The sequence below is a fragment of the Salmonella sp. SSDFZ54 genome, from assembly GCF_004010735.1.
In the GTDB taxonomy this organism is placed as follows: domain Bacteria; phylum Pseudomonadota; class Gammaproteobacteria; order Enterobacterales; family Enterobacteriaceae; genus Salmonella; species Salmonella enterica.
Window position 1 is genome coordinate 4,087,947 of the sequence record NZ_CP034819.1, and the last position, 26,818, is coordinate 4,114,764.

Genomic DNA, 26,818 nt, shown 5'->3' on the forward strand with positions numbered 1-26,818 from the left:
ACCGGGCATTGTCCATTAACTGAGTAAATCCGCTAACGCCTCCGTCCTGTTCGGGAAGAAGGTCAGACGCCCAGGAATAGGTTTGATACCGGCACGCGCCATTGTGCGCAGCGGTTGGAACTCCAGATTACTGATACGCAATTCGCAACCCTCCGGCAGACGCTTCACAAAACGCTGAAAAGCATCAAGCCCGCCTGCATCCAGCACTGGTACTGCGTCCCATTTCAGAACGACGATACGTTTGCTCTTAATACGTGACTCAAGGTCAGTAAACAGCCCTTCCGCCGCGGCGAAAAAGAGTGGACCGATAACACGCAGCACCAGCACATCATCAGGCACATCGACATTGACCGGCGCAAGTCGAGTCATTCGCGCAATACGGCGCATAAACAGCAGGGAAGCAAGGACAATCCCCACGCTGATGGCGATGACCATATCAAACAGAACCGTTAATGACATGCACAGCAGCATAACGATGATGTCGTCTTTCGGCGCATGGCGTAACAGATCCACCACTTTATGGGCTTCACTCATATTCCATGCCACCATCAGCAGTAGCGCCGCCATTGCGGAAAGCGGCAGCCAGGAGAGTAGCGGGGCTAAGACCAGTAGCGCCAGAATAACCAGGATAGCGTGAATTACCGCTGAGACGGGAGAGGTCGCGCCAGCGCGGACGTTGGCGGCAGAGCGGGCAATCGCGGCGGTGGCGGTGATGCCGCCAAAGAACGGCGCGACCATATTCCCCAGCCCCTGGCCGATAAGTTCGCTGTTAGCTTTATGTTTGGTGCCGGTCATGCCGTCCAGCACGACGGCGCAGAGCAATGATTCGATTGCCCCCAGCATTGCCATCGAGAAGGCCGCTGGCAGCAGCGCGCGCAGTGAATCCCAGCTTAGCGTGAAATCGGAGCCAGGAAGACTCCACGGCAGCATCAGTTGCGGCAGGAGCTGCGGGATGCCGTTGCCCTGAGTGCCGTCAGCCAGAACATAATGGAACTGTGAGCCGATAGTCGCCACATTGCCGCCCAGCAGATTAACGATCCCCATCACGGCGCAACCAGCCAGCAGCGCGGGAAGATGTCCTGGCAGACGAATACCGAGACGCGGCCAGAAAATCAACGTTCCCAGCGTTACCACGCCAATGGCGGCATCGCCAATATTGACGGTGGGCAACGCCATAAACAGCGCGCCGACTTTCTGCAAATAGTGCTCTGGCACATGGGCCATCTGCAGACCAAGAAAATCTTTAATCTGCATGGTACCGATGGTAATACCAATCCCTGAGGTAAAACCCAACGTGACCGACACCGGGATATATTCAATCAATCGCCCCAGTCTCGCCAGGCCGAAAAGGATCAGGAAGAAGCCCGACATCAGCGTGGCGACCAGTAGGCCCGCCAGACCAAACTGTTGCGATACCGGATACAAAATCACCACAAACGCGGCGGTAGGGCCGGAAACGCTAAAGCGCGAGCCGCCGGTTAGCGCGATCACGATCCCGGCGACAGCGGAGGTATAGAGGCCATACTGCGGCGCAACGCCACTGCCAATTGCCAGCGCCATCGCCAGCGGGATAGCAATAATCCCGACGGTGATCCCGGCTATCACATCACGGGTGAACCGGGAGGCGGTATATTTTTCTTTCCAGCAAGCATCGATGAGAGCGCGGAAAGGCATCACATGTGAGGAAAATAATTTGTTCACAATAATGTTTCATCCATGAGCGCATCATCTGTCAACTAAATGGCAGGTGAAGGAGGCATAAGTCATACAAAAGGGTGTTACAGACAAAAAAACCCGCCGCAGCGGGTTTCAGATCCGGGTTCGATCAATGCTCGAACATGGCGGAAATCGATTCTTCGTTGCTGATACGGCGAATCGCTTCGGCCAGCATACCTGACAGGGTCAAAGTACGCACGTTCGGCAGCGCTTTGATTTCGTCGGTCAGCGGAATGGTGTCGCAGACAACGACTTCATCAATGACGGAGTTGCGCAGGTTGTTTGCCGCATTGCCTGAGAAGATCGGGTGCGTCGCGTAGGCAAACACGCGTTTAGCGCCACGTTCTTTCAATGCTTCTGCTGCTTTGCACAGAGTACCGCCGGTATCGATCATATCATCAACCAGCACGCAGTCACGGCCAGCGACGTCGCCGATGATGTGCATCACCTGAGAAACGTTCGCGCGCGGACGACGTTTATCAATGATAGCCATATCGGTATCGTTCAGCAGCTTAGCGATAGCGCGGGCACGAACCACGCCGCCAATATCCGGGGAAACCACGATCGGGTTATCCAGATTCAGTTGCAGCATATCTTCGAGCAGGATTGGGCTACCGAACACGTTATCAACCGGAACGTCAAAGAAGCCCTGGATCTGTTCAGCATGCAGATCTACGGTGAGAACGCGGTCAACGCCGACGCTGGACAGGAAGTCAGCGACAACTTTTGCGGTAATCGGCACACGGGCGGAACGTACGCGACGGTCCTGACGTGCATAGCCAAAGTAGGGGATAACGGCGGTGATACGACCTGCGGAAGCACGACGCAGGGCATCAACCATAACGACCAATTCCATCAGGTTGTCGTTGGTTGGGGCACAAGTGGACTGGATGATGAAAATATCACCACCGCGTACATTTTCGTTGATTTGTACGCTGACTTCGCCGTCGCTAAAGCGACCTACGGCGGCGTCGCCGAGAGAAGTGTACAGGCGGTTGGCAATACGTTGTGCTAGTTCCGGGGTGGCGTTACCAGCAAAAAGCTTCATATCAGGCACGAGAAGAACCTCAGGCATGCGTCCATTGGTGGAAAGAATCTGCCGAAAACTGTGCGGGCCAGGCAAAATCCTATCCAGGCGGTGTATTAAAGAGCGCGATGCAACGTCTGGAACAAGGTGACGTTGTCACCGAAGCTCAGCTTGCCCGGCTTACTCGTCTTCATTCACGTTTCATGTGCGCTGGTATCAATGCCTCACACCGGTCAAATACGGCATATATGACCGGCGACTCGTCATTTCGCCATCTTCCTGAAACCCGAATGCGTTAGAGTAACTCTCGATGCAATGGGGAGAGGTTGACACCCTTCGCCACAAAAGCATTGAGCCATTCCGGGGCTTGCTCAAGCACCTGGCGAGCACAAGACTCTGTATCGAATTCAGCAAAGACACAGGCCCCTGTCCCAGTCAGGCGCGACGGCGCGTATTCTAACAGCCAGGAAAGCGCCGCATCAACCTCGCGAAAACGTTTTCTTGCGATAACCTCGCAATCATTGCTGAATTCACATTTTAGTAACGTATCTATTGACCTTTTTGGCGTATTACGCGGCAATTGAGGATCTTTAAAGATAACCGGCGTCGGAATGCTTACGCCAGGGTGCGCGACCAGATACCATTTTTCCGGCGGATTCACCGGCGTTAATATTTCGCCTACGCCTTCGGCAAACGCGGCGTGGCCACGAACAAAGACCGGGACGTCGGCGCCGAGCGTCAGGCCGAGCGTCGCCAGTTCATCAATGGAAAGCCCGCATTGCCAAAGATGATTGAGCGCCACCAGAACGGTCGCGGCGTTAGACGAGCCGCCGCCCAGACCGCCGCCCATGGGAAGGCGCTTCTCAATGCTGATATCCGCGCCGCTTCCGGCGGGCAGGCGTCCACTCTCCGAGGCGACTTTCATCAACAGCCGCGCGGCGCGGACGATCAGGTTGTCTTCATTTTCAACGCCGGTTACCGGCGTTAATAAATGGATTTCGCCATCGCGACGCGGTTCGATGTGGAGTGTGTCGCCATAATCCAGAAACTGAAACAGCGTCTGCAGCGTGTGGTAGCCGTCTGCACGCTGTCCGGTGATATATAAAAACAGATTTAATTTTGCCGGAGAAGGCCAATGGGTCATCATTTCACAATCCAGTTATCCATTTTCAGCTTAATGCGCTGACTGCCGTCTGAAAGCTCCATATTGGCAGGCATGGCAGGCTGCGTTTTGCTGTCATAGCCACCGTAAACCACTTTCCAGTTTTTACCATCCTGGCGATAGTTCACTTCGCTCAGGCGGTACTGGTCGTCCAGTTTGTAGTCGGTGGCATCGCCAGGCAGACCGAGGATCCACTGCCGCAGGCTGTTTAACGGAATCGGCATCCCGGTGAGTTTGCCGATCATCTCTTCGGCGTCATCGGCGGTATAACGCTGGCCTTTGTTATCCACCAACTGGACGTTGCCCGGCTGGGCGTTAAGCTCCAGCTCGGTGCTGCCCAGCGGGTTGGTAAGCAGCAGGCGGTAGCGATCCTGTCCGGTCTGTTGCCAGAAGAAGCGCGCATAGACTTTCTGATCATCTGAGATGTAAGCAAAGGCGCCGCGCGTCTGGTATTGATTCAGATGACGCACCTCTTGCTGATGCTGGCGCCACTGAGGGGAATCCGGGCTCTTGCCCGGGCCTTTATGCCCAGGAAGCGTACAGGCGGTGAGAACCAGGCTTGCTAACGGCAGTAGACGAATCAGGCGAAAATCGGGCAGGGTCATAGTGATGACGAATCCTTGTGATACGGTGCAATAATTGCCTGATGGCGTTACGCTTATCAGGCCTGAAAACTGAACCTGCAGGCTGTAAAAACGTTCGCGCCGCGATTCGGCAAATTTTTGCTATCGGTTACAGTTATAGCCTTTAATGCTAGCGCCGCCTGGTGACATCGTCTACTTTCAAGTTGTCTTAAATCATCAAATTAGCGAGCGCTGCCAATTACTCCAAAAGGGGGCTCTCTCTTTTATTGACCACGCGCATCCTGTATGATGCAAGCAGACTAACCATATCAACGCTGGTACTACTCCCGCAGACATGACCCTTTTAGCGCTCGGTATTAACCATAAAACGGCACCTGTATCGCTGCGAGAACGCGTAACGTTTTCGCCGGACACGCTTGATCAGGCGCTGGACAGCCTGCTTGCGCAGCCAATGGTGCAGGGCGGGGTCGTGCTGTCAACCTGTAACCGTACAGAACTGTATTTGAGCGTGGAAGAGCAGGATAACCTGCAGGAAGCGCTGATCCGCTGGTTATGCGATTACCATAACCTGAACGAGGACGATCTGCGCAACAGTCTGTACTGGCATCAGGACAATGACGCCGTCAGCCACCTGATGCGCGTCGCCAGCGGTCTGGATTCACTGGTGCTGGGCGAACCGCAAATCCTCGGTCAGGTGAAAAAAGCGTTTGCGGATTCGCAAAAAGGCCACCTTAACGCCAGCGCGCTGGAGCGAATGTTTCAGAAGTCGTTTTCCGTCGCCAAGCGAGTGCGGACTGAAACCGATATCGGCGCCAGCGCCGTCTCCGTCGCGTTTGCCGCCTGTACGCTCGCCCGCCAAATCTTTGAATCGCTGTCCACGGTTACTGTACTGTTAGTTGGCGCGGGCGAAACCATTGAACTGGTGGCGCGTCACCTGCGCGAGCATAAAGTACAAAAGATGATTATCGCCAACCGAACCCGCGAGCGCGCGCAAGCCCTGGCGGATGAGGTTGGCGCTGAGGTTATCTCGCTCAGCGATATCGACGCCCGTTTGCAGGATGCCGATATTATCATCAGTTCGACCGCCAGCCCGCTGCCGATTATCGGTAAAGGCATGGTGGAGCGCGCATTAAAAAGTCGTCGCAACCAGCCGATGCTGCTGGTGGATATCGCCGTACCGCGCGACGTTGAGCCGGAAGTCGGCAAACTGGCGAACGCTTATCTTTATAGCGTCGATGATTTACAGAGCATCATTTCGCATAATCTGGCGCAGCGTCAGGCTGCGGCGGTGGAAGCGGAAACGATTGTTGAGCAGGAAGCCAGCGAGTTTATGGCCTGGCTACGCGCCCAGGGGGCCAGCGAGACCATTCGGGAATACCGTAGTCAGTCGGAGCAGATTCGTGACGAACTGACTACCAAAGCGCTGTCGGCCCTTCAACAGGGCGGTGATGCGCAAGCCATCTTGCAGGATCTGGCATGGAAACTGACCAACCGCCTGATTCATGCGCCAACGAAATCACTTCAACAGGCTGCCCGTGACGGGGATGACGAACGCCTGAATATTCTGCGCGACAGCCTCGGGCTGGAGTAGCAGCACACACCACACTTTTTTACAGGGTGAATTTACGCCTATGAAGCCTTCTATCGTTGCCAAACTGGAAGCCCTGCACGAACGCCATGAGGAAGTTCAGGCGTTGCTGGGCGATGCGGGAATTATCGCCGACCAGGACCGCTTTCGCGCATTGTCGCGCGAATATGCGCAATTAAGCGACGTTTCTCGCTGTTTTACGGACTGGCAACAGGTTCAGGACGATATCGAGACGGCTCAGATGATGCTCGACGATCCTGAAATGCGAGAAATGGCGCAGGAAGAACTGCGCGAAGCGAAAGAAAAAAGCGAACAACTTGAGCAACAGTTACAGGTACTGCTGTTGCCGAAAGATCCGGACGATGAACGAAACGCGTTCCTTGAGGTTCGCGCCGGTACCGGCGGCGACGAAGCCGCGCTGTTTGCCGGCGATTTGTTCCGCATGTACAGCCGTTATGCCGAAGCGCGCCGCTGGCGCGTGGAGATCATGAGCATGAGCGAAGGCGAGCATGGCGGTTATAAAGAGATCATCGCCAAAATCAGCGGCGACGGCGTGTATGGCCGGCTGAAATTTGAGTCCGGCGGACACCGCGTACAGCGTGTTCCGGCGACCGAGTCGCAGGGACGTATCCATACCTCCGCCTGCACCGTCGCCGTGATGCCGGAGCTGCCGGAAGCCGAGCTGCCGGATATTAACCCGGCGGATCTGCGCATTGATACCTTTCGTTCTTCCGGCGCGGGCGGTCAGCACGTTAACACCACCGACTCCGCTATTCGTATTACCCACTTGCCGACCGGCATCGTGGTGGAATGCCAGGACGAACGTTCGCAGCATAAAAACAAAGCGAAAGCGCTCTCGGTGCTCGGGGCGCGCATTCACGCCGCCGAAACGGCAAAACGCCAGCAGGCCGAGGCGTCAACGCGACGCAATCTGCTTGGCAGCGGCGATCGCAGCGATCGTAACCGGACCTATAATTTCCCGCAGGGGCGAGTGACCGATCATCGTATTAATCTGACGTTATATCGCCTTGATGAAACGATGGAAGGTAAGCTGGATATGCTGATTGAGCCGATTGTTCAGGAACACCAGGCTGACCTGTTAGCCGCCTTATCCGAGCAGGAATAATGGATTTTCAGCACTGGCTGCATGAGGCGGTAAACCAGCTCCGGGACAGCGACAGCCCCCGGCGCGACGCCGAGATCCTGCTTGAGTACGTTACGGGCAAGGGACGGACGTATATCATGGCCTTTGGCGAAACGCCGCTTACCGACGTCCAGCAACAACAGCTCGCGGACCTGCTGCAGCGGCGTAAACAGGGCGAACCTATTGCGTACCTGACGGGCTTACGCGAATTCTGGTCGCTGCCGCTCTTCGTTTCTCCCGCCACGCTAATCCCGCGCCCGGATACCGAATGTCTGGTTGAACAGGCGTTGGCGCGATTGCCGGTAAAAACCTGTCGTATTCTGGATTTAGGCACCGGAACCGGCGCGATTGCGCTGGCGCTGGCCTGCGAGCGACCGGATTGCGAGGTGACTGCGGTCGATCGTATGCCTGATGCGGTTGCGCTGGCGATACGCAACGCGGAACATTTGGCTATCCGGAATGTGCGTATACTGCAAAGTTGTTGGTTCAGCGCGCTATCGGGGCAGCAGTTCGACATGATTGTCAGCAATCCGCCCTACATTGATGCGCAGGACCCGCACCTTAGCGAAGGCGATGTACGCTTTGAACCGCGCTCGGCGTTGGTGGCGGACGAAAACGGTATGGCGGATCTTACGCATATTATCGATAACGCCCGCCAGATGTTAACGCCCGGCGGCTTCCTGCTGCTGGAACACGGTTGGCAACAAGGCGAAGCGGTAAGAGCGGTTTTCAGGCGGTCTGGTTACTCGGATGTAGAAACGTGTCGTGATTATGGTGGCAATGAACGCGTGACCTGCGGACGTTTTACGCCATGACAATTGCAATGTTGCTCACGCTCCATCTTATCTGTGTTGCGCTCTCCGTCAGTTTGTTTGTCGCTCGTTACTGGTGGCGCTATTGCGGCCATGCGTTGGCCGCCGCACGCTGGACACGAATCGTGCCTCCCGTCATAGATACCCTGTTACTGCTTAGCGGTATTGGGTTAATCGTTAAAACGCACATCCTGCCATTCACGGAGTCGGGCTCATGGCTGACTGAAAAACTGTTTGGCGTTATCATCTACATCGTTTTGGGTTTTATTGCGCTTGATTATCGTCAGGCGCGCAGCCAGCAGGCGCGTTTTATCGCTTTCCCGCTGGCGCTGGTGGTGCTGTACATCATCATTAAACTCGCCACCACAAAAATACCGTTACTGGGGTAAGTCATGAGGTCGTTAGCTGATTTCGAATTTAACAATGCGCCGCTGTGTGATGGCATGATCCTGGCATCAGAGATGATTCGCCTGGATTTTCCCACGCAGTTTGTCTACGACGAACTGGAACGTCTGGTCAGTCTGGCGCAGGAAGAAATTAGCCAGCTCCTGTCTCAGGATGAGCAACTGGAAAAATTGCTGGCACTTTTTTACGGCGAGTGGGGGTTCACGGACTCCCGTGGCGTCTACCGTCTTTCTGATGCTTTATGGCTCGATAAAGTCCTGAAAAAACGCCAGGGGAGCGCGGTATCGTTGGGCGCTATTTTATTATGGATAGCAAACCGTCTTGATTTGCCGTTGGTGCCCGTTATCTTCCCAACGCAGTTGATTTTGCGTATTGAATCGCTGGAAGGGGAAATGTGGCTGATTAACCCGTTCAACGGTGAAACGCTTGATGAACATACTCTGGAAGTCTGGTTAAAAGGCAATATTAGCCCGGTCGCCGAGTTGTTTAACGAAGATTTGGACGAGGCGGATAACGCCGAAGTGATTCGTAAGCTACTGGATACGCTGAAATCCTCGCTGATGGAGGAACGGCAAATGGAGCTGGCGCTGCGCGTTAGCGAAGCATTGTTGCAATTTAACCCGGAAGATCCTTACGAAATCCGTGACCGCGGGTTGATCTACGCGCAGCTTGAGTGTGAACACGTTGCGCTGACTGATTTAAGCTACTTCGTTGAACAGTGTCCGGAAGACCCGATCAGCGAAATGATTCGTGCGCAGATCAACACCATTGCGCACAAGCAAATTGTTCTACATTAATTAACCGACATTTTACCTATAAGTGTAAGGCGATCCTATGAAACAAAAAGTGGTTAACATTGGCGACATTAAGGTGGCAAATGACCTGCCGTTTGTGCTGTTTGGCGGTATGAACGTGCTGGAGTCACGCGATCTGGCAATGCGCATTTGTGAGCACTACGTAACCGTTACCCAGAAGCTGGGTATTCCTTACGTGTTCAAGGCCTCTTTTGATAAAGCCAACCGTTCCTCTATTCACTCTTACCGTGGGCCGGGTCTGGAAGAAGGGATGAAAATCTTCCAGGAACTCAAGCAGACATTTGGCGTAAAAGTGATCACTGACGTCCATGAAGCCAGCCAGGCGCAGCCTGTTGCTGATGTGGTTGACGTGATTCAACTCCCGGCGTTTCTGGCGCGCCAGACCGACCTGGTGGAAGCGATGGCGAAAACCGGCGCTGTGATTAACGTGAAAAAGCCGCAGTTCGTAAGCCCGGGTCAGATGGGCAATATCGTGGATAAGTTCCATGAGGGCGGTAACGATAAGGTGATTCTGTGCGACCGCGGCGCGAACTTCGGTTATGACAACCTGGTGGTGGATATGCTGGGCTTTAGCGTGATGAAAAAGGTCTCCGGCAACTCGCCGGTGATTTTCGACGTTACTCATGCGTTGCAATGCCGCGACCCATTTGGCGCCGCCTCTGGCGGTCGTCGTGGTCAGGTGACCGAGCTGGCGCGCGCCGGTATGGCTGTCGGTCTGGCGGGCCTGTTCCTGGAGTCGCATCCGGACCCGGCTAACGCGAAGTGCGACGGTCCTTCCGCGCTGCCGCTGGCGAAACTGGAGCAGTTCCTGACCCAGATAAAAGCGATTGATGATTTGGTGAAAAGCTTCGACGAGCTGGATACCGAGAACTGATTGCGGTTTTAGCTTGTGTAGGCCGGATAAGATACTATCCGGCTTTTTTATATCAGGCAAAAATCGTCATCAGATAGGCGGCAAATAAAGCCAGATGCGCCGCGCCGTTTAGCACGTTGGTGCGTCCGGTAGAGAACGAAATATGGCACAGTACTAACGAGGCCACCATCACTACCATTTCCGGCGCGCCTAAACCAAACACCAGATCATTACCTGTCGCCCAGGCGATGAGCGTGACGACCGGCACGGTTAATGAAATCGTCGCCAACACCGATCCGAAGAACAGATTCATTGCCCGCTGAACCTGATTATTCAGTACCGCCTTCAGCGCGCCCAGTCCTTCCGGCGAGAGAATTAACAACGCGACCAGGAAACCGGTAAAGGCGACCGGGGCGTTCATGCTGGTCAGCAACGCCTCCAGCGGGCTGGCATTCATTTTGGTAACGGCAATGACCGCAATTAAATGAATGAGTAACCAGACCGTATGCCAGCCGCTACTGTGCGCGGAGGGTTTACCGTGGTGTGGATTGTCATCATCACCTTCATCTTCATGTTCATAGATAAATAAGCTCTGGTGCGTTTTGGTTTGAATCAACAAAAATACGCCGTACATCGCGGCGGAAATTAACGCGACCAATAATGCCTGACCGGTAGAGAAATTGGCTTGCGGCAATGCCATTGGAAAAACCAGCACAATAATCGCCAGCGGAAACAGCGCGATAAGATACTGCTTAATCCCGAATAAATTCATATATTGCGTTGCGAATTTACGCCCGCCCAACAACAACGAGAAACCGACCAGTCCCCCGGTGACAATCATAATAATAGAGTAGAGCGTATCGCGCATAAGCGTTGGCGCAGCATCGCCGGTAGCCATCAGCGCTGAAATTAAACTCACCTCAAGAATAACGACGGACAGGCTTAAAATAAGCGATCCATAGGGTTCGCCGAGTCGATGCGCTAATACATCGGCATGACGGACCACGCTAAATGCGCTGCTTAAAATACCAATAAGTGCAAGGATATTGATGCCAATAACCACTGGTAGTGACTGGCTGCTTCCCCAAAGGAACAGCACTACCAGCGCAAGAACCGGGAAAATAAGCGAAGTCTCCTTATGGCGGGTTTTCACCGCCTCACAGGCATGTGTCATGAGGGTCTCCCTTGTGCAGGTGTTAATATTTTGGAAAGAGTAAAGAAGGTAAAAATAGCAGAAATTTGTATTTTTTTAGTGGTTTTTTACGTAGTTTTACGGCGTAGACGATTTTTTTCTTTCAAGGTCAGTAAAACAACGATCTTGTTTTAACAGTGTTTAAATAACAAAAAGTTAATTTCCGTAAAAAGCAAAAATCCTCCTCGACTGGCGTAATAACGCATTGTTTACCACACTTAATGTTTTCCCTGAAGACGGAGGCGCTGATGCCGTATAAAGCCAAAAGTGATTTACCCGATAATGTGCGGAATGTTCTTCCAACCCATGCCCAGGACATTTACAAAGAAGCCTTTAATAGCGCCTGGGAGCAATATAAAGATAAAGCCGATCGTCGTGATGACGCCAGCCGCGAGGAAACCGCACACAAAGTCGCCTGGGCGGCGGTTAAAAACGATTATGAAAAAGGCGAGGATGATAAATGGCATAAGAAAAAATAAACGCGGTATTACTCGCGTGTTGGCCTGATTTTCTTGCCGGAAGTCTATCCTGACGCGGGAGCTTTTCCCGCGTACAGATTCAAAATGTCAGCACTTTGTCCGCCGCCAGCGTCCATTGCGCCAGCTCGACCAGCGTTCCGATTTCCACACCGTCAATCAGCGGCAGGGGAGTGATACCACGTCCGTCCGCACAGGTTTTGCATAATTTTACCGGTACGTTTTGCGCGGTCAGAATTTCCAGCATTTGCTGAATATTGTAGCCCTCGGCTGGTTTTTGACCGCGTAACCCTGCGGTTACGGCATCTGACATCAAAAACAGGCGTAAATCGAGATGGCTTTCCTGCTCGCGCAGCGCAATGGCCAGACGCAGGCTATTAAATAATGATTCGCTGCCGTAGGCGGCGCCGTTAGCGATAATGACGATATTTTGCATGAATAACCCTTCTCCTCGAGAAATTTTGTCGGCAATGGCGTTATGTTACCTCGGGAACCGGGTACCGCCAAATGCGTGGATAAAATCCCGGGACGCTCTGCGGAAAAAATAAGGATATTCCTGGAAGCACGAGAAAAGGCTGCAAAACCTGTCCGGACACGTTATGGTTTACTCTGATGCCATTCCTCTTATCTTTTGTTGTAGAAGTTGCCGACACGTTGAGCCGTATTGTTTTTCGTTCATTCTCACTCTCGCTTCTCTTGCTGGCTGCCAGCGGTACGATCCGTGCGCAGGCGCAAGACCCTTTCGATCAAAACCGTCTGCCGGATTTAGGCATGATGCCGGAATCCCACGAAGGGGAAAAGCATTTTGCCGAGATGGCCAAAGCGTTTGGCGAAGCCAGCATGAAAAATAACGATCTGGATACTGGTGAACAGGCGCGGCAATTCGCTTTCGGACAGGTACGCGATGTGGTCAGCGAGCAGGTTAACCAGCAGCTTGAAAGCTGGCTATCAGCCTGGGGCAGCGCCAGCGTGGATATTAACGTCGATAACGAAGGTCATTTTAACGGCAGTCGCGGAAGCTGGTTTATCCCTTTACAGGATAAACAGCGCTATCTGACCTGGAGCCAGCTTGGTCTTACGCAACAGACTGACGGACTGGTAAGCAACGTTGGCATAGGACAGCGCTGGGCGCAGGATGGCTGGCTTCTTGGCTATAATACCTTTTACGATAATCTGCTGGATGAAAATCTGCAGCGCGCCGGCTTTGGCGCGGAGGCGTGGGGAGAATATTTGCGTTTATCCGCCAACTATTATCAGCCTTTTGCCGACTGGCAGACGCATACGGCGACCTTAGAACAGCGAATGGCGCGCGGATATGATATCAACGCGCAAATGCGGCTGCCGTTTTACCAGCATATCAATACCAGCGTTAGTCTGGAGCAGTACTTTGGCGATAGCGTGGATCTGTTTGACTCCGGAACGGGGTATCACAATCCTGTCGCGTTAAAACTGGGTCTCAACTATACGCCAGTACCTTTGCTTACCATGACCGCCCAGCACAAACAGGGCGAGAGCGGGGTCAGTCAAAATAACCTGGGGCTGACGCTTAACTACCGCTTCGGCGTGCCGCTCAAAAAGCAGCTTGCCGCCAGTGAAGTGGCGCAAAGCCAGTCATTACGCGGTAGCCGCTATGATACGCCGCAACGTAACTCGCTGCCGACAATGGAGTATCGGCAGCGTAAAACGTTAACGGTTTTTCTGGCGACGCCGCCCTGGGATCTTACGCCTGGTGAGACGGTTGCGTTAAAATTGCAGGTGCGCAGCGTGCACGGTATTCGTCATTTGAGCTGGCAGGGCGATACACAGGCCTTAAGTTTGACGGCAGGAACGGACACCCGCAGTATCGAGGGCTGGACAATCATTATGCCGGCCTGGGATCACCGCGAAGGCGCGGCAAATCGCTGGCGTTTATCGGTGGTGGTTGAGGATGAAAAAGGTCAGCGTGTCTCTTCCAATGAGATCACGCTCGCGCTGACTGAACCGTTTATCACGATGCCGGACGATAATCCGCATTGGCAACCGTTCCAGGAGCAATAATTAAAAGATGCGTTCCTGATGCACCCAGACGGCGGCCTCCACGCGCGATTTCAGCTTCATTTTCTTGAGCATATGTTTCACGTGCACTTTGACCGTACTTTCGGTGATATCCAGACGCCGGGCAATCATCTTATTTGGCAATCCCTGCGCGATGAGCTTCAGAATATCGCGCTCACGCGGGGTGAGTTGCGTTACATCGCGATCGGTGGTGGCGCGGTTGGCCCGCAGGCTGGCCGCCAGTACCGGCGTTAACGCTTCACTTAATACCATTTCGCCGGCGGCGGCCTGTTGTAACGCTTTGAGCAAGTCCTCCGGCTCCATGTCTTTCAACAGATAACCGTCCGCGCCGCGCTTTAGCGCCGTGACGACATCTTCTTCATGGTTGGATACGCTGAAAACGACAATACGTCCTGACAGCGCTTTTTCGCGTAATTTATCCAGCGTTTCGAGACCATTCATTCCCGGCATATTCAAATCAAGGAGGATCAGATCGGGATCGAGCGATTCCGCCAGGTCAATACCCTGCTCACCGTTGCTGGCTTCTCCGACCACGCTGATATCGGGCGCCATACTCACAAGCTGCTTTACACCCGTGCGTAGCATCGGATGGTCGTCAATTAACAGGATAGTTGCCGGTTCCTGATTATTCATGGGTATCTCCCTGGGTTTCTGTGAAGTTTGTTTCTGGAATAAAAGTAACAGTGACCTCTGTTCCGCCAGTCTCGCGTCGGCGTACCTGGCAATCGCCGCGCAAACTTTGCGCCCGATCGCGCATGATGATCATGCCGTAGTGATTACTGCGTTCGGCGTTTTCCGGGACGCCGCAGCCATTATCCTGCACTTTTAGTTTGACCTGTTTGCCACATTGCGTCACTGTCACCACCACATCGTCGGCATGAGAGTGTTTAAGGGCGTTGCTGAGGGCTTCCCTGGCAATTTGCAACAGGTGTATCGCCTGGTGTGAAGGCACCAGGCGGGGGGGAAGCTGATAATCCAGTTTTACCGTAAAGCCAAACCGGGCGCTGAACTCCTGGCAGCTTGCCTCCAGCGCCGGACGTAGCCCGGGTTCCGTCAACTGTAACCGGAAAGTGGTTAACAGTTCGCGCAGTTGCGCCCAGGAGCAGTTTAGCTCATTGCGAATTTGGCTGAGTAACTCACGGCTGCTTTCCGGTAACACGTCGCCCTGCATTTGCAGGCAGCTCACCTGCATCTTCATACAAGAGAGCGACTGGGCAATAGAATCATGCAGTTCGCGGGCAATGGTGGCACGCTCTTCCATGACAATCAACTGCTGCTGGCGCTCCTGATGCCTGTCGAGCGCCAGAGTCGCGGTAAGCTGTTCAACCAGCGTGTCCACCAACTGTTGCTGATCGTGGCTGAGATGGCGTCCATAGGGCAGCGTCGCCAGCAAAATACCGTATTGGGTGTGAGAGTCGGTGAGCCGCCATTTTAAGGTGGTGCCGCCGTTAATCATCGGCAGGGCGCTACGTGGGCAAAGGTGGCAGCCTTTATCATCGCAACTGATGTCCGACTGACAGGTAAATTCCTGGTGATTATCTTCATCTTCCAGGTCATAGACTCGCAGCTCAATATCATGCAACTGGGTTAAATTTTGCAGGCCATTCAGTACCGGTGAAAGACGCTCACATAGCGGAGCCTGTGAATGCAGTCGGCGGTTGGCTTGCCACAAAAACGAGAGAATCTGGTTTTTATGTTCCAGACCGGCTGTTTTTTCCTGTACGCGCTGTTCCAGTACCGCATAACTTTCGGCCAGTTCTTCAGACATATTATTGAGCGCAGAACCCAACGCGGCCATCTCATTGCGTCCACTGATATTGGCACGTTGGGTAAAGTCGCGCTGACTGACGGCGCGCGCCATTGATAATAACTGTTTCCAGGGCTGCAAAAGGCGAACACGTAGCCAGATAATCGTAAATACCAGCAATAGCGCCATAAAGATCGCCATTACCCGGTGAACTAATACCACGCGTTCGATACGCAATTCAGTAGTATGGTCGAACGACGTCACCAGGCGATCCAGGCCCGCTACAAAGCGCGTGACATCTTCTGCGACCGCGTGCGCGTTTTGCGCGTGCTGTAGCCCTGGCGAGAGTTCGTTATGCCAGTAATCCTGCAACGCTTTAAGCTGCTTCTGCTGCCCGTCTCGCTCAGCGGCGCGGGTCAGTTCCGGGCTGAATGCCGTTTGCTCCATCTCATCCAGCAGCTTTTGATCTTTAGTATCCAGCGGGACAGCGGCCAGTAGTCGATAGCTTTGCATACGCAATGAGCCCGCTTTATTAATCGCATGAGCGCTACCCTGTACGCCCTGAACCAGCCAGCCGGAAACCGCCATCCCCGCCACGCCGATTGCGGTAGAGAGCATGACAATCAGCGCCAGTTGGTTAACCAGCGTAAGAGGAGAGAAACACCGTTTAAACATGTTACCTTCTTTCTTCGGGGTAATGTCGCCGAAAAAACGTAGCAAAAAAGGGGCGTCAATCGGCTGTGCCGCTATTCTCAACGATACAGCGGAGTATACCCATACCCATAACGAGTTACTCCTTAATTGCCGCTGTAGAGAGGTATCTGCGACGGGAAGGAGTAGGCAGACACAGCATGGTGAAAAACCACAGCTTTTTTACCAAAATAGCCTACTCACTAAGGGTAATAACTATTTTTAGTCGCCGGTGATGACGACTTTTCCTTTGATTTATATCAACTTACCTTCGGCAGTAAACCCTAATGTGGCAGACATCAAATCAAGAATCAGAGGTGTCTATGAGTCACTCATCCGCCCCGGAAAGGGCAACTGGCGCTGTTATCACGGAATGGCGTCCGGAAGATCCGGCATTCTGGCAGCAGCGCGGCCATCGTGTCGCCAGCCGTAATTTGTGGATTTCTGTCCCGTGTTTACTGCTGGCGTTTTGCGTCTGGATGCTATTCAGCGCAGTGGCGGTGAACCTGCCGAAAGTGGGATTTAATTTTACGACCGATCAGCTCTTTATGTTGACTGCGCTGCCATCTGTTTCCGGCGCGCTGCTACGGGTGCCTTACTCCTTTATGGTGCCGCTATTTGGCGGACGTCGCTGGACAGCGTTCAGTACCGGTATCCTCATCGTGCCTTGCGTATGGTTAGGCTTTGCGGTTCAGGATACCAGTACGCCATTTAGCACTTTTATTATTATTTCCTTGCTGTGTGGTTTTGCCGGCGCGAACTTTGCCTCCAGTATGGCGAACATCAGCTTTTTCTTTCCTAAACAAAAGCAGGGCGGCGCGCTGGGTCTGAACGGCGGTCTGGGCAATATGGGCGTGAGCGTGATGCAGCTGGTTGCGCCGCTGGTGGTTTCGCTCTCTATCTTTGCCGCCTTTGGCAGCCACGGTGTAGAGCAGCCGGACGGTTCTCAGCTCTATCTGGCGAACGCAGCCTGGATTTGGGTGCCTTTCCTGGCCATTTTTACGCTGGCGGCGTGGTTCGGCATGAACGAACTGGCGACGTCTAAGGCCTCGCTAAAAGAGCAACTGCCGGTGCTCAAACGTGGTCATCTGTGGATCATGAGTCTGCTGTATCTGGCGACCTTCGGATCGTTTATCGGTTTCTCCGCGGGGTTCGCTATGCTGTCTAAAACGCAATTCCCGGATGTGCAGATCCTGCATTATGCGTTTTTCGGTCCGTTTATCGGCGCGCTGGCACGTTCGGCAGGCGGCGCAATTTCTGACCGTCTGGGGGGGACTCGCGTCACGCTTATCAACTTTGTCCTGATGGCGATTTTCAGCGGTCTGCTGTTCCTGACATTACCTACTGGCGGCGTTGGCGGTAGCTTTATCGCGTTCTACGGGGTATTTCTGGCGCTGTTCCTGACGGCGGGGCTGGGGAGTGGTTCTACCTTCCAGATGATCTCCGTTATCTTCCGTAAACTGACGATGGACCGGGTTAAAGCGGAAGGCGGGTCGGACGAAAGAGCCATGCGTGAAGCGGCGACCGATACGGCGGCGGCGCTGGGCTTTATTTCCGCGATTGGCGCGATTGGCGGCTTTTTTATTCCGAAAGCGTTTGGTTCATCTTTAGCATTAACCGGTTCGCCAGTCGGCGCGATGAAGGTCTTTCTTATTTTCTATATCGCCTGCGTCGTTATTACCTGGGCGGTATATGGACGTCATTCTGAAAATAAAAAGTAACTTTTGATTATCCTTTGCGCGGCGTTAGACCGCGCTTTTTTTTACCCGCATTTAGTTACAACATACTTATAGTCAAGAAGAGAGGCGCGACAGGGCTAACCACGCACATCTTTATCGGTCATCCAGGGGGATACCCCTTAATACCCACTTGTTGAAAAATTAACATTCACGTCGTGCGTAAATTTAATTTTATGTAATTAAATCAGTAATATATATAAATAAAACTCCTCCTCCAAAAGGAGTATGCAGGAGGTTTGCGCGCCATTTGCATCCCTGTCCGCCTTGATCGTTATCAATTCTCACGCCCATTCAGCGCGTTACCTTCGCCCTTAGTTAAGCAATGTCGATTTATCAGAGAGCCGTAAGGTTCCACACAGGAGAAACCCGATGAGTAAATTCCTGGACCGGTTTCGCTACTTCAAGCAGAAGGGCGAAACCTTTGCCGATGGGCACGGCCAGCTTCTCGAAACAAACCGGGACTGGGAGGACGGATACCGCCAACGTTGGCAGCATGACAAAATTGTGCGCTCAACCCATGGGGTGAACTGCACCGGTTCTTGTAGCTGGAAAATTTATGTCAAAAATGGTCTGGTGACCTGGGAAACACAGCAAACCGATTACCCGCGCACCCGTCCTGACATGCCAAACCATGAACCTCGCGGCTGCCCGCGCGGGGCAAGCTACTCCTGGTATCTCTACAGCGCTAACCGACTGAAATATCCGCTAATGCGCAAACGTCTGATGAAGATGTGGCGCGAGGCGAAAAAACTGCATCGCGATCCGGTAGAGGCATGGGCCTCCATCATTGAAGATGCCGATAAAGCCAAAAGCTTCAAACAGGCGCGTGGTCGTGGCGGCTTTGTTCGCTCCTCATGGCAGGAAGTGAACGAGCTGATCGCCGCTTCCAACGTGTACACCGTGAAAACCTATGGCCCTGACCGCGTCGCGGGCTTCTCACCCATCCCGGCGATGTCGATGGTTTCCTACGCTTCCGGCGCACGTTATCTTTCGCTGATTGGCGGTACCTGCCTGAGCTTCTACGACTGGTACTGCGACCTGCCGCCAGCCTCCCCGCAAACCTGGGGCGAGCAGACCGACGTGCCGGAATCCGCTGACTGGTACAACTCCAGCTATATTATCGCCTGGGGCTCTAACGTGCCGCAAACCCGTACGCCGGATGCCCACTTCTTTACCGAAGTACGTTACAAAGGCACTAAAACCGTCGCGGTGACGCCGGACTATGCCGAAATCGCCAAACTGTGCGATCTGTGGCTGGCACCGAAGCAGGGGACCGATGCGGCGATGGCGCTGGCGATGGGCCACGTCATGCTGCGCGAGTTCCACCTCGACAACCCGCGCCAGTACTTCACCGATTATGTCCGTCGCTATACCGACATGCCAATGCTGGTGATGCTTGAAGAGCGTGATGGTTATTATGCCGCAGGTCGTATGCTGCGCGCTGCCGATCTCGTTGATTCGCTGGGGCAGGAAAATAACCCGGAATGGAAAACCGTCGCCATTAACAGCAACGGTGAAATGGTGGCGCCAAACGGTTCAATTGGTTTCCGCTGGGGCGAAAAAGGCAAATGGAATCTCGAGCAGCGCGACGGGACTACCGGTGCAGAAACTGAATTGCAGCTCAGCTTGCTGGGCAGCCAGGATGAGATTGCTGACGTGGGCTTCCCGTATTTCGGCGGCGAAGGTTCAGAGTACTTTAATCATGTGGCGCTGGATAACGTCCTGCTGCATAAACTGCCGGTTAAACGTCTGCAACTGGCCGATGGTTCTACCGCGTTAGTTACTACCGTTTACGATCTGACCATGGCTAACTATGGTCTGGAACGCGGCCTGAACGATGAAAATTGTGCCGCCAGTTATGACGATACCAAAGCATATACGCCAGCATGGGCCGAGCAGATCACCGGCGTGCCGCGGGCGCAGATCATCCGTGTCGCACGGGAATTCGCCGATAACGCGGACAAAACGCACGGGCGTTCAATGATTATCGTTGGCGCCGGTCTGAACCACTGGTATCACCTCGATATGAACTATCGCGGGCTGATCAATATGTTGGTGTTCTGTGGTTGCGTTGGTCAGAGCGGTGGCGGCTGGGCGCACTACGTCGGCCAGGAAAAACTGCGTCCGCAGACCGGCTGGCAGCCGCTGGCGTTTGCCCTTGACTGGCAGCGTCCGGCGCGTCACATGAACAGCACCTCTTACTTCTATAACCACTCCAGCCAGTGGCGCTACGAGACGGTGACCGCCGAGGAATTACTGTCGCCGATGGCGGACAAATCCCGCTATAGCGGTCATCTGATTGACTTCAATGTGCGCGCCGAGCGTATGGGCTGGTTGCCGTCGGCGCCGCAGTTAGGCACTAACCCGCTGTATATTGCGCGTGAAGCGGAAAAAGCCGGTATGACGCCGGTAGACTATACCGTCAAATCCCTGAAAGAGGGTTCGATTCGCTTTGCCGCCGAGCAGCCGGAAAACGGTAAAAACCACCCGCGTAACCTGTTCATCTGGCGTTCTAACCTGCTTGGCTCTTCCGGTAAGGGCCATGAGTACATGCTGAAATATCTGCTGGGTACTGAGCATGGTATTCAGGGGCTGGATCTCGGCAAGCAGGGCGGTGTGAAGCCGGAAGAAGTGGAGTGGCGTGACAATGGCCTGGACGGCAAACTGGATCTGGTGGTGACGCTGGACTTCCGCCTGTCGAGCACCTGCCTGTACTCCGATATCGTACTGCCGACCGCCACCTGGTATGAAAAAGACGATATGAATACCTCGGATATGCATCCGTTTATTCATCCGCTGTCTGCCGCCGTAGATCCGGCCTGGGAATCGAAAAGCGACTGGGAAATCTACAAAGGCATTGCGAAGAAATTCTCCGAAGTCTGTGTAGGCCACCTGGGTAAAGAGACTGACGTCGTGACGCTGCCGATCCAGCACGATTCTGCCGCTGAACTGGCGCAGCCGCTGGACGTGAAAGACTGGAAAAAAGGCGAATGCGATCTGATTCCAGGGAAAACCGCGCCGCACATCATGACCGTTGAGCGCGATTACCCGGCGACTTACGAACGCTTTACCTCTATCGGCCCGCTGATGGAGAAAATCGGCAACGGCGGAAAAGGGATTGCCTGGAACACGCAGAGCGAAATGGACTTGCTGCGTAAGCTTAATTACACCAAAGCGGACGGTCCGGCGAAAGGCCAGCCGATGCTCAACACGGCGATTGACGCGGCAGAGATGATCCTGACGTTAGCGCCGGAAACCAACGGTCAGGTGGCGGTGAAAGCCTGGGCGGCGTTGAGCGAGTTTACCGGTCGCGACCATACGCATCTGGCGACCAATAAAGAAGAAGAGAAAATCCGCTTCCGCGATATTCAGGCCCAGCCGCGCAAAATTATCTCCAGCCCGACCTGGTCTGGTCTGGAAGATGAGCATGTTTCTTATAACGCCGGTTATACCAACGTTCACGAGCTGATCCCGTGGCGTACGCTGTCTGGTCGCCAACAGTTGTATCAGGATCACCAGTGGATGCGCGACTTTGGCGAAAGTCTGCTGGTGTATCGCCCACCGATCGACACCCGCTCGGTGAAAGCGGTGATGGGGCGTAAATCCAACGGTAATCCGGAGAAGGCGCTCAACTTCCTGACGCCGCACCAGAAATGGGGTATCCACTCGACCTACAGCGATAACCTGTTGATGCTGACCTTGTCGCGTGGCGGCCCGATTGTATGGATGAGCGAAACCGACGCCAAAGAGCTGGGCATTGAAGATAACGATTGGATCGAAGTCTTCAACAGCAACGGCGCATTGACCGCACGCGCAGTGGTCAGCCAGCGTGTACCGGCGGGCATGACCATGATGTACCACGCGCAGGAACGTATCGTAAACCTGCCGGGGTCGGAAATTACCCAGCAGCGCGGTGGGATCCACAACTCGGTGACCCGCATTACGCCGAAACCGACCCATATGATCGGCGGCTATGCGCAGTTAGCCTACGGCTTTAACTACTACGGTACCGTCGGCTCCAACCGCGATGAGTTTGTGGTGGTACGTAAGATGAAGAACATTAACTGGTTGGATGGCGAAGGCAATGACCAGGTACAGGAGAGCGTAAAATGAAAATTCGTTCACAAGTCGGCATGGTGCTGAATCTCGATAAGTGCATCGGCTGTCATACCTGTTCAGTCACCTGTAAAAACGTCTGGACCAGTCGCGAAGGTATGGAATACGCGTGGTTTAACAACGTAGAAAGTAAGCCTGGCGTTGGTTTTCCGAATGACTGGGAAAATCAGGAAAAATGGAAAGGCGGCTGGATCCGCAAAATCAACGGCAAACTACAGCCGCGCATGGGCAACCGGGCGCTGCTGCTGGGTAAAATCTTCGCTAACCCGCATCTGCCAGGCATCGACGATTACTACGAGCCGTTTGATTACGACTACCAGAACCTGCATACCGCGCCGGAAAGCAAACATCAGCCGATCGCGCGTCCGCGCTCGCTGATTACCGGCCAGCGGATGGACAAAATTACCAGCGGGCCAAACTGGGAAGAGATTCTGGGCGGTGAGTTCGAAAAACGCGCCAAAGACCAGAACTTCGAAAACATGCAGAAGGCGATGTACGGCCAGTTCGAAAACACCTTCATGATGTACCTGCCGCGCCTGTGCGAGCACTGTCTCAACCCGGCGTGCGTGGCGACCTGCCCGAGCGGTGCTATCTACAAGCGTGAAGAAGATGGCATCGTGCTGATCGACCAGGACAAGTGCCGCGGCTGGCGGATGTGTATCACCGGTTGCCCGTACAAGAAGATCTACTTCAACTGGAAGAGCGGCAAGTCCGAGAAGTGCATCTTCTGCTACCCGCGTATCGAAGCCGGTCAGCCGACCGTTTGCTCCGAAACCTGCGTGGGCCGTATCCGCTACCTTGGCGTACTGCTGTATGACGCAGATGCCATTGAAAGCGCCGCCAGTACGGAAAACGAAAAAGATCTGTACCAGCGTCAACTGGACGTGTTCCTCGATCCAAACGATCCGGCTGTCATTGAGCAGGCGCTGAAGGACGGCGTGCCGCAGAGCGTGATCGATGCGGCGCAGCAATCGCCAGTGTACAAAATGGCGATGGACTGGAAGCTGGCGCTGCCGCTGCATCCGGAATACCGCACGCTGCCGATGGTCTGGTACGTGCCGCCGCTGTCGCCGATTCAGTCTGCCGCCGACGCGGGTGAACTGGGTAGCAACGGTATTCTGCCGGATGTAGACAGTCTGCGTATCCCAGTACAGTACCTGGCGAACCTGTTGACCGCTGGCGACACCCAGCCGGTACTGTTGGCGCTGAAACGGATGCTGGCGATGCGTCACTACAAACGTGCGGAAACCGTAGACGGTAAAGTGGATACCCGCGCGCTGGAAGAGGTGGGTTTAAGCGAAGCCCAGGCGCAGGAAATGTATCGTTACCTGGCAATTGCTAATTATGAAGATCGCTTTGTGGTACCGAGCAGCCATCGTGAACTGGCGCGTGACGCATTCCCGGAGAAAAGCGGTTGTGGCTTTACCTTCGGCGATGGTTGCCACGGGTCTGATACCAAATTCAATCTGTTCAACAGCCGCCGCATCGACGCTGTTGATGTGACCAGCAAAACGGAGCCGCACGCATGATTGAACTCGTCATTGTTTCGCGTCTGCTCGAGTACCCGGATGCTGCCCTGTGGCAGCATCAGCAGGAGTTGTTCGATGCGCTCGCGTCATCTGAGAACCTGGATAAAGAGGATGCCCAGACTCTGGGCGTTTTCCTGCGCGATTTAACCGCGCAGGACATGCTGGATGTACAGGCCGCTTATAGCGAACTGTTTGACCGTGGTCGCGCCACATCGCTGCTGCTGTTTGAACATGTACACGGGGAATCCCGCGATCGCGGTCAGGCGATGGTTGACCTGATGGCACAGTATGAGCAGCACGGTTTGCAGCTCGACAGTCGCGAACTTCCCGATCATCTGCCGCTGTATCTGGAATACCTTGCGCAATTGCCGAAAAGCGAAGCGTTAGGGGGTTTACAGGATATCGCGCCGATTCTGGCGCTGCTCAGCGCACGTTTGCAACAGCGTGACAGCCGTTATGCGGTGCTGTTCGATCTGCTGTTAAAACTGGCGAATACCGTTATCGACAGCGATAAAGTGGCTGAAAAAATTGCGAATGAAGCACGTGATGATACCCCGCAGGCGTTGGATGCGGTCTGGGAAGAAGAGCAGGTGAAATTCTTCGCCGATCAAGGGTGTGGCGAGTCGGAAATCTCCGCTCACCAGCGTCGTTTTGCCGGTGCCGTGGCGCCGCAATATCTGAATATCACCACCGGAGGACAGCACTAATGCACTTCCTGAATATGTTCTTCTTTGATATCTACCCGTACATTGCCGGATCGGTATTTCTGATCGGTAGCTGGTTACGTTACGACTACGGCCAGTACACCTGGCGGGCGGCTTCCAGTCAGATGCTGGATCGCAAAGGAATGAACCTGGCGTCAAACCTGTTCCACATTGGGATTCTGGGTATTTTCGCCGGTCACTTCCTGGGCATGTTAACGCCGCACTGGATGTATGAAGCTTTTCTGCCGGTCGACGTGAAGCAGAAGATGGCGATGATTGCCGGCGGCGCCTGCGGCGTGCTGACGCTGGTTGGCGGTATTTTACTGCTCAAGCGTCGTCTGTTTAGCCCACGTGTCCGCGCCACCACTACCGGCGCAGATATTTTGATTCTCTCGCTGCTGGTGATTCAGTGCGCGCTGGGCCTGCTGACCATTCCGTTCTCCGCCCAGCATATGGACGGGAGTGAAATGATGAAGCTGGTCGGGTGGGCGCAGTCAGTTGTGACCTTCCACGGTGGCGCATCCGCACATCTGGACGGTGTGGCCTTTATCTTCCGTATGCACCTGGTACTGGGGATGACGCTGTTCCTGTTATTCCCGTTCTCGCGTCTGGTGCATATCTGGAGCGTGCCGGTCGAGTACCTGACCCGCAAATACCAGATTGTACGTGCGCGTCACTGATTTTCTCTCGATGCTCTAAACTCCGCTTCGGCGGAGTTTTTTTATGGTTGTTTGCCGAAATGCGGCATAAATGCCTTATCGACCGCCGCTTTGTTTCGTTTACAGCGGGTCTGCCATGTCTGGCATCTGAATCCGTACTTTTTGTTTCTGGGTTTATTCAGCATCTGTGCGAGTTTTTTGTAAGCAGAAAAAGGATGATGCAGCATATAATCACGCTATAAACGACAATAAGGATAGTTGTATGCGTTTTTCATCAATTTTCAAAATAATAATATTAAATATATTTATTTCAAAAATGTCTCACGCTGCTGTCTGCGAGGAGCGCTATCCCCCCGACTCGGAAGAATGCCAGTACGTTCAGGAATTAGAGCAAAAAGCAGAACAAGGAGATGAAAGCGCGCAGTTCGCGCTTGGAAGCTGGTATGCGGAGGGGCGATATGTTAAGCCTGATTATAAACTAGCCATAAAATGGCTGGAGAAAGCGGGTAAACAAGGTTCTGATTTTTCCTATTTCATCCTTGGCTATCATTACAACTATGGTGAAAATTTTCCACTTAGTCGACAAAAAGCGCTGGAGTGGTATCGCAAGGCGGCAGAGCTAGGGGATAGTAGTACGCAAGAAATTCTCGGTGACGCCTATATGTATGGCGATGGGTTTCCCCAAAATACCCAGCTAGCGCTGGAGTGGTATCGAAAAGCCGCCTCTCCAACCAATGATGCGGGCGTTGTCCGCGGACAGGGCTCAGCTTCGTCAGCACAATTTAAGCTTGGAGTAATGTACGCCCACGGTCAGGGCGTTCCTCAGGATTATCAGCAAACGGCGATCTTGATGCGTAAAGCGGCGGAAAATATGTACTACCCCGCGCAACTTTATCTCGGCGTTGCCTATTTTTATGGTGAAGGCGTGCCTCAGGATTATCGTCAGGCAGTTTACTGGCTTAATAAAGGTATACCAAGCAGCTATGCGCCAGGCCACATTCCGCTGAATGTGCTCTATGATAAAGCGCATCCCGCTGACCGGGTTTACTCTCAGACGTGGTATCGAAAAACAGCGCAACGCGTGATGGCAAAGGTACAGTACAATTTTGGCGTATGGTATTACAACGGTTATCACTTATTGAAAGATCACAATCTGGCGCTGGAGTGGTATCGCAGAGCCGCAGCGCAGGGATTGGCCGAGGCGCAGGATGCGATCGGCGTGATGTTTATGCAGGGCGAGAGCGTTTCTCAGGACTACCAACAGGCGCTGGCGTGGTATCGCAAAGCCGCTCGCCAGGGGCTGCCTGCTGCGCAAACGCATCTGGGCATCATGTCTGCATTTGGTCGCGGCGTCGCGCAAAGCGACAGACAGGCTATCGCATGGTATCGAAAAGCAGCAAAACAGGATTTTGCGAAAGCGCAATATCAGCTTGGCGTGGCATATAGCACGGGAAGAGGCGTGCCTGAAAATAGCCGGAATGCACTGAAGTGGTACCTTAAAGCGGCAGAGCAGGGGTTTGCTCCGGCACAATCAGCGCTTGGGGAAATTTATGCTCATGGGCGCCAGGGTGTGCCTAAAGATAATAAGCAGGCCTATATTTGGTATTACATGGCAAGTATATATACGGAAAAATCTAAGAATGATTGTTCAGCGCTCATTGCCGAAAGAAACCGACTCAAGGGAACGCTCACCCCAGATCAACTTAGCGAGACATATGCCGCCTTTGATCTCATCAGGCGAAAAATCAACCAATCAAAGGAGGCGAAAAAGATTGCCAGGAAGAAGTATTGATAAGATAACCAAT

At 53.7% G+C, this 26,818-nt stretch carries 22 protein-coding genes; 14 read left to right on the forward strand and 8 right to left on the reverse strand.

Annotation, left to right across the window (positions count from 1 at the left end; translation table 11 throughout):
- Positions 1–15: 15 nt before the first annotated feature.
- The 4 genes from dauA to lolB form a co-directional block, all read right to left on the reverse strand.
- The gene (gene dauA, locus EOS97_RS20280) at positions 16–1,701 is read right to left on the reverse strand and encodes a C4-dicarboxylic acid transporter DauA (RefSeq protein WP_001037187.1); all 1,686 of its coding nucleotides are present in this window, start codon (positions 1,699–1,701) and stop codon (positions 16–18) included.
- 124 nt (positions 1,702–1,825) lie between these two features.
- On the reverse strand, positions 1,826–2,773 hold the full coding sequence (gene prs, locus EOS97_RS20285; protein WP_001518537.1) for a ribose-phosphate diphosphokinase: 948 nt from the start codon (positions 2,771–2,773) through the stop codon (positions 1,826–1,828).
- A gap of 265 nt (positions 2,774–3,038) precedes the next feature.
- Positions 3,039–3,890, reverse strand: a complete 852-nt coding sequence (gene ispE, locus EOS97_RS20290; protein ID WP_000988260.1) for a 4-(cytidine 5'-diphospho)-2-C-methyl-D-erythritol kinase — start codon at positions 3,888–3,890, stop codon at positions 3,039–3,041.
- The gene (gene lolB, locus EOS97_RS20295; RefSeq protein WP_000174484.1) at positions 3,887–4,510 is read right to left on the reverse strand and encodes a lipoprotein insertase outer membrane protein LolB; all 624 of its coding nucleotides are present in this window, start codon (positions 4,508–4,510) and stop codon (positions 3,887–3,889) included. Before lolB ends, ispE begins: the two co-directional genes overlap by 4 nt.
- A gap of 313 nt (positions 4,511–4,823) precedes the next feature.
- On the opposite strand from lolB, the gene hemA reads away from it, so the two are divergent.
- Genes hemA through kdsA form a run of 6 tightly spaced genes read left to right on the forward strand, consistent with a single transcriptional unit; the run spans position 4,824 to position 10,127 of the window.
- Positions 4,824–6,080: a glutamyl-tRNA reductase gene (gene hemA / locus EOS97_RS20300; protein ID WP_000173208.1), complete on the forward strand. Its 1,257-nt coding sequence runs from the start codon at positions 4,824–4,826 to the stop codon at positions 6,078–6,080.
- A 40-nt stretch (positions 6,081–6,120) separates the two neighbouring features.
- Positions 6,121–7,203, forward strand: coding sequence for a peptide chain release factor 1 (prfA, locus tag EOS97_RS20305; protein WP_000804703.1), 1,083 nt, complete (start codon positions 6,121–6,123; stop codon positions 7,201–7,203).
- Positions 7,203–8,036, forward strand: coding sequence for a peptide chain release factor N(5)-glutamine methyltransferase (prmC, locus tag EOS97_RS20310; protein WP_000347310.1), 834 nt, complete (start codon positions 7,203–7,205; stop codon positions 8,034–8,036). Before prfA ends, prmC begins: the two co-directional genes overlap by 1 nt.
- Positions 8,033–8,422 carry an invasion regulator SirB2 gene (sirB2, locus tag EOS97_RS20315; RefSeq protein ID WP_000150667.1) on the forward strand — a complete coding sequence of 130 codons (390 nt, stop codon included), beginning with the start codon at positions 8,033–8,035 and terminating at the stop codon, positions 8,420–8,422. The genes prmC and sirB2 overlap by 4 nt, the downstream gene beginning before the upstream one ends.
- Positions 8,423–8,425: 3 nt before the next feature.
- Positions 8,426–9,235 (forward strand): invasion regulator SirB1, encoded by an 810-nt coding sequence (sirB1, locus tag EOS97_RS20320; RefSeq protein ID WP_001257065.1) that lies wholly within the window; start codon positions 8,426–8,428, stop codon positions 9,233–9,235.
- 37 nt (positions 9,236–9,272) lie between these two features.
- Positions 9,273–10,127 (forward strand): 3-deoxy-8-phosphooctulonate synthase, encoded by an 855-nt coding sequence (gene kdsA / locus EOS97_RS20325; RefSeq protein WP_000811046.1) that lies wholly within the window; start codon positions 9,273–9,275, stop codon positions 10,125–10,127.
- A gap of 52 nt (positions 10,128–10,179) precedes the next feature.
- Here the strand turns inward: kdsA and chaA are convergent, their stop codons facing one another.
- A complete protein-coding gene (gene chaA / locus EOS97_RS20330; RefSeq protein ID WP_000148418.1) occupies positions 10,180–11,280 on the reverse strand; it encodes a sodium-potassium/proton antiporter ChaA in 1,101 nt (366 codons plus the stop codon).
- 266 nt (positions 11,281–11,546) lie between these two features.
- Here chaA and chaB point away from each other — a divergent pair, with 266 nt between their 5' ends.
- Positions 11,547–11,777 carry a putative cation transport regulator ChaB gene (gene chaB / locus EOS97_RS20335; protein ID WP_001519701.1) on the forward strand — a complete coding sequence of 77 codons (231 nt, stop codon included), beginning with the start codon at positions 11,547–11,549 and terminating at the stop codon, positions 11,775–11,777.
- 79 nt (positions 11,778–11,856) lie between these two features.
- Here chaB and EOS97_RS20340 read toward each other — a convergent pair whose 3' ends face one another.
- Positions 11,857–12,210, reverse strand: a complete 354-nt coding sequence (locus EOS97_RS20340) for a DsrE/DsrF/TusD sulfur relay family protein (RefSeq protein WP_001179794.1) — start codon at positions 12,208–12,210, stop codon at positions 11,857–11,859.
- Positions 12,211–12,386: 176 nt separating this feature from the next.
- On the opposite strand from EOS97_RS20340, the gene EOS97_RS20345 reads away from it, so the two are divergent.
- Positions 12,387–13,811 (forward strand): YchO/YchP family invasin, encoded by a 1,425-nt coding sequence (locus EOS97_RS20345; RefSeq protein WP_001116347.1) that lies wholly within the window; start codon positions 12,387–12,389, stop codon positions 13,809–13,811.
- Here the strand turns inward: EOS97_RS20345 and narL are convergent, their stop codons facing one another.
- Positions 13,812–14,462, reverse strand: coding sequence for a two-component system response regulator NarL (gene narL, locus EOS97_RS20350; RefSeq protein WP_001064598.1), 651 nt, complete (start codon positions 14,460–14,462; stop codon positions 13,812–13,814).
- Positions 14,455–16,251: a nitrate/nitrite two-component system sensor histidine kinase NarX gene (gene narX / locus EOS97_RS20355; protein WP_000476262.1), complete on the reverse strand. Its 1,797-nt coding sequence runs from the start codon at positions 16,249–16,251 to the stop codon at positions 14,455–14,457. Before narX ends, narL begins: the two co-directional genes overlap by 8 nt.
- 338 nt (positions 16,252–16,589) lie before the next feature.
- Between narX and narK the strand changes: the two genes are divergently transcribed.
- The 6 genes from narK to EOS97_RS20395 all read left to right on the forward strand — a co-directional run bounded on the left by narK (position 16,590) and on the right by EOS97_RS20395 (position 26,805).
- Positions 16,590–17,987 carry a nitrate transporter NarK gene (narK, locus tag EOS97_RS20365; RefSeq protein WP_000019847.1) on the forward strand — a complete coding sequence of 466 codons (1,398 nt, stop codon included), beginning with the start codon at positions 16,590–16,592 and terminating at the stop codon, positions 17,985–17,987.
- Between the two features lie 387 nt (positions 17,988–18,374).
- A complete protein-coding gene (locus EOS97_RS20370; RefSeq protein ID WP_000032895.1) occupies positions 18,375–22,118 on the forward strand; it encodes a nitrate reductase subunit alpha in 3,744 nt (1,247 codons plus the stop codon).
- Positions 22,115–23,650 (forward strand): nitrate reductase subunit beta, encoded by a 1,536-nt coding sequence (gene narH / locus EOS97_RS20375; RefSeq protein ID WP_000702629.1) that lies wholly within the window; start codon positions 22,115–22,117, stop codon positions 23,648–23,650. Before EOS97_RS20370 ends, narH begins: the two co-directional genes overlap by 4 nt.
- The gene (gene narJ, locus EOS97_RS20380; RefSeq protein WP_000571668.1) at positions 23,647–24,357 is read left to right on the forward strand and encodes a nitrate reductase molybdenum cofactor assembly chaperone; all 711 of its coding nucleotides are present in this window, start codon (positions 23,647–23,649) and stop codon (positions 24,355–24,357) included. The genes narH and narJ overlap by 4 nt, the downstream gene beginning before the upstream one ends.
- Positions 24,357–25,034 carry a respiratory nitrate reductase subunit gamma gene (gene narI, locus EOS97_RS20385; protein ID WP_000545594.1) on the forward strand — a complete coding sequence of 226 codons (678 nt, stop codon included), beginning with the start codon at positions 24,357–24,359 and terminating at the stop codon, positions 25,032–25,034. The genes narJ and narI overlap by 1 nt, the downstream gene beginning before the upstream one ends.
- 241 nt (positions 25,035–25,275) lie before the next feature.
- Positions 25,276–26,805: a tetratricopeptide repeat protein gene (locus EOS97_RS20395; protein WP_023165969.1), complete on the forward strand. Its 1,530-nt coding sequence runs from the start codon at positions 25,276–25,278 to the stop codon at positions 26,803–26,805.
- Positions 26,806–26,818: the final 13 nt, after the last annotated feature.